Here is an 11,339-nt window from a genome sequence, read left to right as displayed (position 1 = left end):
CGAGAAGACGCGACGAGTCGCTCATGGGTTTCGCAACTTCGAGAACTATCGGTTGAGGATCCTCACCGTAGCGTCGGGGTTGAAGAGAAACCTACCAACGAGTCACCACACTTGATTCCGAAGAGCCGGATTGGATCAGAAGGGTGCGAAGCGTCTGGGATCGGTGATTCGGATGCTCCGCGAGGACTGTGGCCTTACTCAAGCAATCTTGGCTGCTCGGGCGGGCATTTCTACCAACCAACTTCAGAACATCGAGGCAGGTAAGTCTTCCGGCCTTAAGGACGCGGCCGACCCGTCGAATCCGCGGATGTCGACACTGATCGAGATTTGTGAAGTGCTGGGCACTTCAGCGTCCGAAGTGCTTGCACGGGCAGGTTACTGATCTTCGTCTGACCCTCAGTCAACAAGTCTTTCGTTTTCTACGTCGATGAGGAAGATGCTCGTTGCGCGATTTGGCGAGAATACGCTATGAGTTGTAATCCAACGTCGAGAACACCGGCCCGTTTTGCCTGGCAGACGAGGGTTCGAGGACTGTCCGTGCGCTTCTTGGTATTTGTGGCGAAGATTCTATAAGAGCGCCCTCGGGCAACCGAGGTTGATTGGAAGGCGTTTGAATAGCTTTTGCCTGTTCGCGGCTCTCGTTTATAGGACGCGGCGATGGGACGGTACTAACCGTATGGTGGTGTCGGTTGCCTTCTTCGGTTGCATTGTTCCTGGTGTAGGTGCTGGTGGCACTAACTGCATGGTGGTAGGACGCTTCCGTACGGGTTTATATGTCGCATGGCGGTGCGGCGGCGGTCCAGCGGTTGATTTCTCCACTCTAGCCGCGACGTTTTGTTTAGTCCCTTGAGTTCTGCTTCCGTCTCTTCGATTAATGCTGACTACTGTGATACTCGTGTGGAGACCTCAACAGGGTCGACCGCACTCGCTCACCTGGGGCGGGTCCAGTGCGCGCTTTCGGTGTCATTTTGTTCGCAACTGGATCTGCTGGGACGCAGCTCGACTAAATCGGTCCGCACAATTTTTAGGGTGTGAGTTAGCTCCGGTAGTGCGAAGAGTAAGCATTGTTAGAAATCTCAGTACTCTTTTTAGAGCTGTGAGTGCTGCCTGTTAGAAGTTGGAGTGCGGCAATTAGAAACCCGGTTCCGGGGGTTGCTCCATTGAGGACCGTGTTCTTGCTGCGTGACATTTTGCCGTCCGGGTAGTCGTCGCATTAATTGATCTCAGAGTCTCTGTTGTGATCTAAGTTTGAAGATTTGAGAGAGATCTGAAGGTGGGAATGGATGTGCTGTGTGAACCGATGTCTTGACGGTGGTGTTGTGAAGGCGGATTGAACCGGTACGAGCATGGTGGCTCTGACCCGTGTTTCGTATCAAGCCTGACTCCTTCGGATTGTTCGTCGGGGTGTACCTGGACGTACTCCTGATGGAGTTTCTTGACTCCCTGTTCAGCAGGGTCCGGGAAGGACTCGGACTACAGAGGTGTCGGGGAGGTCCAGAAATGGATCTACAAGTCCGAGGGCAGAGAGTCGCCTACGTACGTGTATCGTCGACTGACCAGAACCCAGACCGTCAGTATGAGGCGATTGGTGAGGTTCATCGTGTGTTCGAGGACAAAGTATCTGGCAAGACACGCGACCGGCCTGCACTGGCTGAACTCCTCGCCTACGTTCGCGAGGGTGACCATGTGCGGGTTGCCTCCATGGACCGGCTGGCGAGGTCGGTGGTGGACCTTCATGACCTCGTAGATGGTCTCGTGAACCGTGGAGTATCGGTTGAGTTCGTCAAGGAAAGCGTGTCCATTGCTCCAGGCTCATCCCGACCGATGGACCGGCTGCTCTTGACTGTCCTCGGCGGTATTGCGGAGTTCGAGCGCAGCTTGATCCGGGAGCGGCAGGCCGAGGGTATCGCCGCAGCGAAGAAGAAGGGCGTCTACGACCGCCCCAACTCGCTGTCGCCTACTCAAGTGGCTGATGCCCACCGCCGAGTTGCCGAGGGGGTTCCCAAATCACGCATTGCCCGAGAGGCCGGGGTATCGCGGACGACGCTCTACGAGGCTCTAGCCGGGCGAGGCGTTTACGCCAATGGCAAGTATCGGGCTGCGCTCGCTGACAAGGACTCGATCACAAGCATGGAGGCGATAGGCAATGACTGAGAACATCGACCAGAGCACCGAGCAGAGTTACTACGAAGTGTTGGAGACATGGTTCGACGAGGAACGCGGAGCCTATGAGGAGTGGGGTGTGGATCCCGAGGGTTGGGAAGACTACCTCGATTGGCTCTGGGAACAGCGCGGAGTTCGGGGAAGGGTACCGTCGACTGTCCACGGTCTTTATGAACTGCCGGGCACGATCGCTGAGTTCGTCCGGGACCGTCCTTTCCCGAGTACGCCGAATGGTCGATTCCCGTATTTGCTCGTCATGGTGGTGCGGGCGATGAATGGCGGCGCTCTTCCGTCGAGGTTTTCGGATCGGGATTCGTTCGAGGCAGAGTACGCCGAGCTGAAGGGTATCGCAGCGCGAGCAGGCTTGTTGTCTGTAGCTGGTGCGACTGGGCCCCACGGCGAATCGTGACCTACTGCACCCGGCCTGCTATATGTAGGGTGTGTGGTTGCAGAAGACTCTTAAGACGGCGTTGAACCGTGCTCTCCTGAGAGACAAGGACGGGTGCCTCTACTACGTGAACAGCGAAGCCCCAGTTCGCAAGCCTGAGGAGCTGCGGGCTGGGGCTTCGGCATGGCTAATCGACCAGTTCTGCGAGCTGGCGATACCTGAGGGTAGCCCGATGACTCCGGATGTGCTGTTCCAGATCATGCTCTCGGAGAGACGTGAGATCAACCAGAGTCCCGAGCTTCAGAACCTGCTGGGTATCGCTGACCTGAAGAGGGTCCCGCTCTGGGCCGACCCTTCCTCGGTGCACGAGGTCCTGGTGCTCGGGGTGCCGGACCTGTCTGAGCTTTCTGACGCCATCGACGCGGGGCTAACAGTGCCGACGTGGATCATGGAAACTCCGAGCCGCAGCTACGAGGCGGCATGGATCATGATCCGCAGGCACGACGACATGAAGAGGCGACGGCGGCCCGAGAACGGAAAGAACGCCGCTGACAGTCTTGGCTGGGTGGAGGTTGTCGAGCCGGTGAACCCTGTCAACAGTCGCAACCGGCTGCGTTTCATCGACACCGCGGGAGGGTTTCGATCAGCGCAGTCCGTGGTGAAGTCAGCGGCGAAGGCCGCGGAAGAACTCCCGGAACTGAGACGCAAGCGGAGGAAGTGGGCAGACAGAAGCAATGACGTCACGGACGAGTTGCGGACGATTCGAGGGAAGGCTGGTGGCCAGAAGACTAGTGAGCGTAAGGCCGTGTCATCGCGGAGGAACCTCGCACCAGTCACAGAGGACCGGCGGGCGCGGAAGGCTGAGAACGCAGTACGTGCCCGCCGCCTCCGGGCTGACCACTGGCCAGTGAAGGAGATCGCTGCCTACTTGGAGGTCAACGATCGGACGGTCTATCGCTATCTCAACGGGGATGGCTGAAGTGAATCCGACGCAGTTTACTGTTCCGACAGGTGAGCTCACCGCGACAGGGTACGAATCAGTGCGGCATGAACTGTACATGCACGCGATCAAATACCAGGAGACCTCAACAGCAGACGCTGAGTCGCGTGAGCAGATCATCTCAGAAGTCACGGAGTTGATCTGGGAGAAGCGACCGTTCCCCATACGTTACTTCTCTGAGCGAGGTGCGAAAGCCGAGATTCTCCGCTGCATGGAGACCGAGGCGGAATACGGAACAGCCCGCGAGCCCGGCCTTCTCGTCGCTTCGCAGCGCCGTGCAGGCGTCGATCTGTGTAAGTGGGCCTTTCCCAACCTGCACCGGGCGAAAGCGAAGACGGATTCGGTCTCGCTATGGGACAAATTCCATAACCGCGAGCGTCTCCGGGAGGCGATCATCTGGGCCTGTCGAGACACTGCCCGCAACCGAGAACAAGTTGTATCGCCTGGATGGCTGTACTACGGGCTCAGAGGAGGCGGAGCCGCACCGACGAACTTCCCTCCCATGGCAGCGAAAGCGATCTTTGAACGATATGTTCCGAAGAACGGAGTCATCTGGGATCCGTCGTTTGGGTACGGAGGTCGGCTCCTGGGCGCCCTTACCTCACGGAACGAGTACACGTATATCGGGACTGACCCTGCGACTGAAACCTTCGAGAACCTGAGTCATCTGGGACGCCTGATCGAACGGGTCACTGGGCGCAGGCACAGTTTCCATCTGCATCAATGTGGTTCGGAAGGATTTGATCAGCGGAAGGAAGACGTCGACTTCGTTTTCACATCGCCGCCATACTTTGACTCCGAGGACTACGATGACCCCGACGAGGTGGCACGCAAGAAGCAGAGTCATGTCAAGTACCCCACGCCCGAGGCTTGGGTGGGAGGATTCATCCGGGGTACCGCACGTAACATCCGTCGCGCGTTGAAGCCGGGCGCGTACTGCGTAATCAACATCGCTGACCAAGCGAGAGGCAAGATTGACTTGGTCGACGGGTGGGTCGATGAACTTGAGGATGCGGGCCTGTGCCTGCAGCGCCGTGACTCTTTGGCTGTGAAAGCCCGAGCAAAGTCGGCGTACCAGGCGGCAGGTTCAGTAAACGAAAAACTCGGACGTGTCAAGGGAAAACGGAAAGAACCTTTGCTGGTGTTCAAGCGTTCCTGACTTGGGAAACGTCTGTACAGCTATCTGACATTATGTAACTAACGACGCATGATACTCCTAACTTACTGATATTTGGGGTTCTCGGCCCATTCGAGGTGTCGAACACCTCGCGTCCCGCGGGGTGCTAGGCCGCGCTCACGCGGGCTCGCTGCGCCCCGGGTGCTCCCACGCACGCACGCGCCCGTATTGCGCCCGCACGCGGGCCTGTCCGCGCTATGCCGCTTCCTTGTGCCGTCGCGGCCTCCGTGGCCCGCCTGCGGCGTCCATGCTCCTACCTCTGCCCAGTTTCCGTACATTTCTTCCCGCCTTCGACTCCCACCTATAACTCGGTGACCCGATGGTCAGGCATTGACCCCTGGCGACGTTACGAGGGTAAGTCCTGAGGCCGATTTGTCTTCCTAACCGCGGATCTGCGGCTTGGAACTAATGGAAGTCGAAAAATGGTCATTAAAATGATTAACGCGTCAGGAGCCCGTTACCTTGAATGCTCGAATAACAAGGGATTGCGCTCACGTGGAAACAGATGGAAAGGCGTTCAGTTTCCGTGCTCTACGAAGACTGAACACATTGGAGCTGCGGGTACTAAGCAAAGAACTGCTGATTGCTGTATATCCCTGGACCCGGGAGGTAGCCGACCATGGTGCAGGAAATGTGCAGCTGAATTCCTCGCAGTCTCGACTAAGACTCTCGCTAACTGGAATGCGTCCAATTCCGGACCAAGAAATATTGGCCGACCCGGGAAGCCTCGATACTTGAGGTCAGAGCTGCTCGCCTGGCTGACCGACGGTCAGGTGCGGTCATGACTCCGTTCAAGAAAACCAAATACCCAGGAATCTACATCTATCAGTCAAAACACCGTAACAAGCTGTATGCCGTCAAATATCGCCGGGCGAACGGGAGTCCATCGACGAAGCGAGGTTTCAGTACGATTGCAATGGCCAGGGAATGGCTATCAAAATTTGAGGAAAGCAAGCGAAACGGCGCCGAAATGCGGCCTTCGAAAGGACGCATTCCTGTCCGAGACCTTGCTGTCAAATGGTTCAAGGCTAAGGAAAACAGTCTGAAGCCGTCTGCATTCTCAAGCCTTGAATCGTCCTGGGATACCCATGTGGCCCCCCGATGGGCAGATGTGCCGGTTGGTCGAATTGCCACTGCGGATATACAGGAATGGGTGGATAACATTACGGCCAAAAAGCGAAATATCGGACAGCCTGCATCCGCGACCGTTGTCATTCGTTGCGTCGGCGTCCTCAAGGGAGTTTTGGATTTTGCGGTGAGAGATGGGTGCATACCAAATAATCCCGCCGATCAAGAGAAGTTGGAGCTGCCCAAAAAAGGAAAGCGCAAGGTTGAGTCTGAGAGGCGCTATCTATCGGTTGAAGAAGTGAAAAGGCTGGCACAAAACGTTGATCCAGACCGTGCACCTATTATTTGGTTAACGGCTGTAATGGGTCTGCGCTTCGGAGAGGTGAACGGTGTGCAAGCTGAGGACTTCAACCTCGCCCGCAAGCGATTGCACGTTCGCCGATCATGGTCCCAGGACCGCCACGGCAAGTGGCACGTGGGGCCGCCGAAGAATGGTACGGCGAGGACCGTCCCCATCCCGTCATTCCTCGTTCCGGGCTTCCAGCAGCTTCTCGCCGATTTGCCGCGTGGTGCTCGCGTCTTCACTCGACGTTCCGGAAGCGCGAAGCCGCTTCCGTACCCGGGGAAAGCGAACGGCTGGCGTGAGGCGAGCTGGTTGGAGCAAGGCCTCGTGCGAGCGGGTATCGCCCGGCTGACGGTGCATGACCTGCGACACACAGCCGCCTCACTTTCAGTGCAGGCGGGTGCTCACGTGGTGGTACTACAGAGGATGTTGGGACACGCTAACGCGGCCGAAACACTCGACACGTATGCTGATCTGTTTGACGGTGACCTGGACCAGGTGGCCGACTGTCTCGACGCGGTGTTCAGTAGGCCTTGACCGCACGGTGCGCAGTCTCGAGCTACACAGGGGCCACACTCTGGCCGCGTCGTGTCTATTCGCCGCTGGTGTTTCTGGGCGTGTGGTCAGATCGTGGTCGCGGGCGGGTTGTGGGGCGGCTGGGACCGGTGTTTACGCTGGTCACGGCGCTATCCTGCTGTAGGTCCGTTAGGTTTCGAATCCCCTATCCTCCGCCAGAGAAGTCCCGGATCGTCGACACGACGGTCCGGGACTTCTGCGTTGCAGAGACTGTCGGCTCGCATGTCGGCCGGTCCGGCTTCGGCCGGCCAGGGCAGGGTCAGGCTGCCTGGCACACCGGGCACCAGAACAGGTTCCGGCCGGCGATCGTGGTCGTGAGTATCGGGCTGCCGCAGATCCAGCAGGGCTGATTCTGACGCCGGTAGACATACACCTCACCGCCGTGGTCGTCCTCGCGCGGAGGCCTGCCCATCGCCTCCGGCTCATGTTCGGGTCGGACGGTGTCGATGCGACCGCGCCGACGACCGATCTCCATGAGTTCGACGGTGTCGTGCCAGATCGCTTCCGCACGCTCACGTCCGAGCGATTTGCCCGGAGTGAGCGGATCGATGCCGAGGCGGAACAGCACCTCGGCGCGGAAGATGTTCCCCGTTCCCGCGATCACGGACTGGTCCATGAGCAGAGTGGCCACGGTCGAGCGTGACCTGAGCACTCTGTCGATGAATCTCTGGGGATCGGCATCGGCGCGCAGTGGGTCGGGCCCGAGTCGGTCGATGACGGCAGCGACCTCGGGAGGGTCGAGCAGCGCACAGGTGTTCGGCCCGCGCAGATCGGCCGTGTTCACTCCGTCGGTGATCCTCCACCTGACCTGTCCGACGACCTCGGGCTCGCCGGGCAGCAACCGCATCGTGCCGTAGATTCCGAGGTGGATGTGGACCCGGGCGTCGGTGGAGGCGAACCCGATGAAGAGATGCTTCCCCCAGGCGTCGGCACTCTCGAGCGCATCGCCATCGAGCAGATGGGCACCGGTGAAGCGTCCCTGCGGAGTGGACGAGGAGAGGCGATGGCCGGAGAAGAGATCGACGAGGTCGCTGGCCAGATTGTGGATCACGTGGCCTTCCGGCATAGCTGTGCTCTCCTTCGTCCGAGCGGGCGCGGTCCCGATTCATGCCGCGCTGGTGTCTCCGGCCAGCATATGATGCCGCACTGTCGACGACAGACGGGAGGCTCCCGGACGGATCGTCCGGGAGCCTCCCGTGGGTCCGGCGTGCTCAGCGGCTCGCCGCGGTGGTCAGTGCTGCACCGTGCGGTGCTGACGCAATCAGCTCAACTTCTCGGCGATCGCGGCGTTGAAGGCCTCGAGATCACCGGGGTTGCGGGAAGTGATGAGATTGCCGTCGACGACGACCTCGGAGTCCTCCCACTGTGCACCGGCGTTGATGAGGTCCGTCTTCGTCGAGATGAAGGAGGTGAGCTTCCGCCCTTCGGCCACCCCCGCCTCGGCGAGGATCCATGGTGCGTGGCAGATCGCGGCCACCGGTTTGTCGGCGGCGAAGAACGCCTTGACCAAAGCGACGGCGTCCTCGTTCAGGCGCAGGGCGTCGGCGTTGAGGGTTCCGCCGGGCAGCACGAGCGCGTCGAAGTCCTCGACAGCGGCCTCGGCGACCGGAACGTCGACGTCGAAGGTCTGTGCATGCTCCCAATCGCCTTCCATCGCCTGCAGCGTTGCCTCGGAGGGAGAGACGATGGACGTCGTCGCTCCGGCGTCGTCGAGGGCCGTGCGAGGGCTGGTCAGTTCGACCTGCTCGACGCCGCGGGTCAGCAGGAATGCGATCTTCTTGTCGGAGATGGCCATGATGGTGCTCCTTAACTGTTGTGGATTCTGTCTGTTGGGATGATTGTCGTCGTGGTTGTCGTGCTGGTCGGTGGTGCGAGCGATGCCCGGCGACTCAGCGGAGGTGAGCCCGCTGCTCATCGGTCAGCGGCTTCGCGGGGAAGCGCAGCAGGACCTTGCCGGCCGGGTGGGCGGTGAGCAGGTGCCGGTAGGCGTCCTGGACCTCATCGACGTCGAAGACTCGGTCGATGGGCACGTGGATATGGCCGTAGGCGATCGCCTGACCGAGCCAGACCATGTCGTCTCGGCGAGCCGTGGCCTCACCCGCGATGCTCACCCCGTACGTCTCCGCGACGGTGGGACCGGCACCGATCGAGACGATGCGCTCGGCCGGGACGCCGGCGTCGAGCAGGCCGGCGACCTCGTCCTCGCCCTGGGTCGAATACGCGGCCTGGATTCCGTTCGGAGCGAGTGTGCGGACGTTGTCCCACATGCCCTCTCCGTAGGTCACGGGTTCGACGCCGAGGCTGCGCAGAAGGGCGTGATTGCCCTGACTGGCGCTGCCGATGACGCGCGCGCCGAGGTTGCGGGCGAGCTGGGCGACGATGATGCCGACGCCGCCGGAGGCCCCGGAGACGAAGAGCGTGTCGCCCTCGTTGAGGCCCAGGTCGCGGATCCCGGACATCGCGGTGCGCCCCGTGATGTAGAGACCGCCGGCAGTGTCGATCCCGAGGCCGCGCGGGACCCGATCGAGACGGTCTGCGGGATCCTCGATGAGCAGCTGCCCGGTCTGTGCCTGCTTCGGCAGCCCGCCGTAGACGAGGTCGCCGGGCGCGAAGTCCTCGACGCCGGAGCCGACCTCGGCGACGACACCGGAGAAGTCGACGCCGTTGCCCGAGCTGCCCTCGACGGTGCCGAAGCGACCGCCCTGGAGCATCTTCCAGTCCAGTGGGTTGAGTCCGGTGTAGAGGACGGAGACGAGAACGTGTCCGGGGCCGACCTCGGGGGTGGCCGCCTCGGCGAGGTGAAGCTGATCGATGCCGCCGTTGGAGGTGTATTGGACCCGTCTTGTCATGCTGTGCTCCTGTTCGGTTGACGAATCGGTGCGGTTGACGAATCGGTGCGCGGATCCCGGCCAGTGCCGACGCCCACAGCAGGGATAACGATGAAGGAGGCGAACTTGTTCCATCTCAGGAATGACCGCACTCCCCGGGCCGGGCCGGCCAGGGGAGTGCGGTGGGGATGCGAGGTGCTCGAAACGAGCGGTTCGTGGGACGCTCGAGGGGAGCGGTTCGGGGAGGAGTCTCAGATATTCGGGAACTCGAGGCTGTAGCCGATGCCCGACTGCGACGCCGAGGTGATCTTCACCGTGCCGTAGTGGTTCTTGCCGGCTGCCGTGACGGTGCAGTTCTGCGAGCCTCGGCGGGCGGTGATCCGCAGGTCCGCGTAGCAGTCGACCGTGTCGACCGTGGTGCCCTGCTCGGCGTAGGCGTGCTTGATGTCCTTCTCGAGCACATCCGCGGGGATCCTGCCATTGCCGTCCAGGTCGAGTTCGACTCCCTCTTCACCGATCCGCGGACCCTGGTAGTCCTCGCCCGCGGCGCTGCCGCCCGAGGACGACGATCCGCTCGAGGTGGAGGAATCACTCGCCGAGGATGAGCTGCTCGAATCTGTGGATCCGCTGCTGCTCGTGGTTCCGTTCGCGGCCGATCCGCTCGATGATGTCCCGTTCGAGGTCGACCCGTCGGCAGCGGAGTCAGACGTCGAGGTGGACGAGGAGTGAGACTCCGAAGTCGGTTCCTCGGCGGCCTGGGTGGTGTCCGTCTCGGGGTTCTGCGCGTCCTCGGACTGTGCGGGCTGGCCCTGCTGTTCCTGGCCCTGACCTTCGGGCCCGAACGAGATGTGCATATCGCAGGCCGAGAGCGACAGGGTCGCTGCGAGGGCTCCGGCGACGGTGATGGTCTTGAGGAGTGTCTGGGTCTTCATGTCGGCTCCTGGACTCGTGGTGAAGAGGTGTCGGTGCTGCGTACATGACAAGCCTCTCAGCGCGGGTCGGCGGTCAGGGGACGGTTCGTGTTCGCATCCGGTGACGCATGTTCCAGGTCGGACACATCGGCCTATTCTGGAGTGGGATTCCGACACGGTGAGAGATTCTTCGCAGCCGATGTCGAAAACCCTCGTCCGGCTGCTTCCCAGTCATGTCAGCGAGCACAGCCCGTGCAAGCGACACCGGAGAAGGAGACACAATGGCCAAGTACCTCATGCTCAAGCACTACCGGATGCCGAGCGAATACATGGACTACACCCCCATGGATCAGTGGAGTCCGGCGGAGATCGACGCGCACGTGGCGTATATGAACGACTTCGCGCAGCGGCTCAGGGACTCCGGAGAATTCGTCGACTCCCAGGCGCTGTCACCCGAGGGGACCTTCGTCCGCTCCGGGGGAGAGGGCCGGCCACCGGTCACCGACGGGCCGTTCCCCGAGACCAAGGACCTCATCGCCGGTTGGATGGTCATCGACGTCGACGGCTGGGACCGCGCCGTCGAACTGGCCGGTGAGCTCTCGGCCGCGCCGGGGCTCGGCGGCGAACCGATCCGGGAGTGGCTCGAACTTCGGCCCTTCCTCGGACAGTCGCCGACCGTGACGGAATGACCCCATGACCGCCGCGGGAGCCTTCGACGAGGAGGGGCTGCCAGAGCTCGTCCCCGCAGTGATCGGCATCCTCCGCGGCCGGGGAGCAGATTTCCCGGCCGCCGAGGAGCGCTGCTTCAAGCATTGTCCGCATGGCCGGACGATCCTCCCCGCGACCGGCGCGGGTGGCTTGTGACCGTGGCCTGGCGGAAGTTCC

Annotated in this window: 12 protein-coding genes; 8 read left to right on the top strand and 4 right to left on the bottom strand. The window is 61.3% G+C overall.

Annotated elements, in window-relative coordinates; translation table 11 throughout:
• Nucleotides 1-130: 130 nt before the first annotated feature.
• The 6 genes from EB835_RS18145 (at nucleotide 131) to EB835_RS18120 (ending at nucleotide 6,676) form a co-directional block, all read left to right on the top strand.
• Nucleotides 131-382, top strand: a complete 252-nt coding sequence (locus tag EB835_RS18145; RefSeq protein ID WP_205749977.1) for a helix-turn-helix domain-containing protein — start codon at nucleotides 131-133, stop codon at nucleotides 380-382.
• A gap of 1,118 nt (nucleotides 383-1,500) precedes the next feature.
• Entirely contained in the window at nucleotides 1,501-2,154 is a 654-nt protein-coding gene (locus EB835_RS18140; RefSeq protein WP_135810848.1) for a recombinase family protein, read from the top strand.
• Nucleotides 2,147-2,572 (top strand): hypothetical protein, encoded by a 426-nt coding sequence (locus EB835_RS18135; RefSeq protein ID WP_135810846.1) that lies wholly within the window; start codon nucleotides 2,147-2,149, stop codon nucleotides 2,570-2,572. Before EB835_RS18140 ends, EB835_RS18135 begins: the two co-directional genes overlap by 8 nt.
• 37 nt (nucleotides 2,573-2,609) lie before the next feature.
• A complete protein-coding gene (locus EB835_RS18130) occupies nucleotides 2,610-3,530 on the top strand; it encodes a hypothetical protein (protein ID WP_135810845.1) in 921 nt (306 codons plus the stop codon).
• Nucleotides 3,523-4,710, top strand: coding sequence for a site-specific DNA-methyltransferase (locus EB835_RS18125; RefSeq protein WP_135810844.1), 1,188 nt, complete (start codon nucleotides 3,523-3,525; stop codon nucleotides 4,708-4,710). The genes EB835_RS18130 and EB835_RS18125 overlap by 8 nt, the downstream gene beginning before the upstream one ends.
• 799 nt (nucleotides 4,711-5,509) lie before the next feature.
• Complete coding sequence (locus EB835_RS18120) at nucleotides 5,510-6,676, top strand: tyrosine-type recombinase/integrase (protein ID WP_135810843.1); 1,167 nt, start codon at nucleotides 5,510-5,512, stop codon at nucleotides 6,674-6,676.
• A gap of 298 nt (nucleotides 6,677-6,974) precedes the next feature.
• Here EB835_RS18120 and EB835_RS18115 read toward each other — a convergent pair whose 3' ends face one another.
• The 4 genes from EB835_RS18115 to EB835_RS18100 form a co-directional block, all read right to left on the bottom strand.
• Nucleotides 6,975-7,781, bottom strand: coding sequence for an Fpg/Nei family DNA glycosylase (locus tag EB835_RS18115; RefSeq protein WP_135810842.1), 807 nt, complete (start codon nucleotides 7,779-7,781; stop codon nucleotides 6,975-6,977).
• Between the two features lie 195 nt (nucleotides 7,782-7,976).
• Nucleotides 7,977-8,510, bottom strand: a complete 534-nt coding sequence (locus EB835_RS18110; protein ID WP_135537317.1) for a type 1 glutamine amidotransferase domain-containing protein — start codon at nucleotides 8,508-8,510, stop codon at nucleotides 7,977-7,979.
• Between the two features lie 94 nt (nucleotides 8,511-8,604).
• Nucleotides 8,605-9,564, bottom strand: a complete 960-nt coding sequence (locus EB835_RS18105; RefSeq protein WP_135810841.1) for an NADP-dependent oxidoreductase — start codon at nucleotides 9,562-9,564, stop codon at nucleotides 8,605-8,607.
• Between the two features lie 230 nt (nucleotides 9,565-9,794).
• Nucleotides 9,795-10,475 (bottom strand): hypothetical protein, encoded by a 681-nt coding sequence (locus EB835_RS18100; RefSeq protein ID WP_135810840.1) that lies wholly within the window; start codon nucleotides 10,473-10,475, stop codon nucleotides 9,795-9,797.
• 260 nt (nucleotides 10,476-10,735) lie between these two features.
• On the opposite strand from EB835_RS18100, the gene EB835_RS18095 reads away from it, so the two are divergent.
• Together EB835_RS18095 and EB835_RS20870 are read left to right on the top strand one after the other, a co-directional pair.
• Nucleotides 10,736-11,143, top strand: coding sequence for a YciI family protein (locus EB835_RS18095; protein ID WP_135537314.1), 408 nt, complete (start codon nucleotides 10,736-10,738; stop codon nucleotides 11,141-11,143).
• A 4-nt stretch (nucleotides 11,144-11,147) separates the two neighbouring features.
• Complete coding sequence (locus tag EB835_RS20870) at nucleotides 11,148-11,318, top strand: hypothetical protein (protein ID WP_346763163.1); 171 nt, start codon at nucleotides 11,148-11,150, stop codon at nucleotides 11,316-11,318.
• Nucleotides 11,319-11,339: the final 21 nt, after the last annotated feature.

Origin of the sequence: Brevibacterium sp. S22, assembly GCF_004745485.1 — a bacterium.
In the GTDB taxonomy this organism is placed as follows: domain Bacteria; phylum Actinomycetota; class Actinomycetes; order Actinomycetales; family Brevibacteriaceae; genus Brevibacterium.
Note: the sequence above shows the minus strand (reverse complement) of the source record. Positions and strands in the feature narration are given on the sequence as shown.

Bases quoted from the DNA above. Each gene is read 5' to 3' on its own strand.
- EB835_RS18100 (WP_135810840.1), bottom strand. From the start codon at position 10,475: ATGAAGACCCAGACACTCCTCAAGACCATCACCGTCGCCGGAGCCCTC.
- EB835_RS20870 (WP_346763163.1), top strand. From the start codon at position 11,148: ATGACCGCCGCGGGAGCCTTCGACGAGGAGGGGCTGCCAGAGCTCGTC.
- EB835_RS18115 (WP_135810842.1), bottom strand. From the start codon at position 7,781: ATGCCGGAAGGCCACGTGATCCACAATCTGGCCAGCGACCTCGTCGAT.
- EB835_RS18105 (WP_135810841.1), bottom strand. From the start codon at position 9,564: ATGACAAGACGGGTCCAATACACCTCCAACGGCGGCATCGATCAGCTT.
- EB835_RS18095 (WP_135537314.1), top strand. From the start codon at position 10,736: ATGGCCAAGTACCTCATGCTCAAGCACTACCGGATGCCGAGCGAATAC.
- EB835_RS18140 (WP_135810848.1), top strand. From the start codon at position 1,501: ATGGATCTACAAGTCCGAGGGCAGAGAGTCGCCTACGTACGTGTATCG.
- EB835_RS18135 (WP_135810846.1), top strand. From the start codon at position 2,147: ATGACTGAGAACATCGACCAGAGCACCGAGCAGAGTTACTACGAAGTG.
- EB835_RS18125 (WP_135810844.1), top strand. From the start codon at position 3,523: ATGGCTGAAGTGAATCCGACGCAGTTTACTGTTCCGACAGGTGAGCTC.
- EB835_RS18120 (WP_135810843.1), top strand. From the start codon at position 5,510: ATGACTCCGTTCAAGAAAACCAAATACCCAGGAATCTACATCTATCAG.
- EB835_RS18110 (WP_135537317.1), bottom strand. From the start codon at position 8,510: ATGGCCATCTCCGACAAGAAGATCGCATTCCTGCTGACCCGCGGCGTC.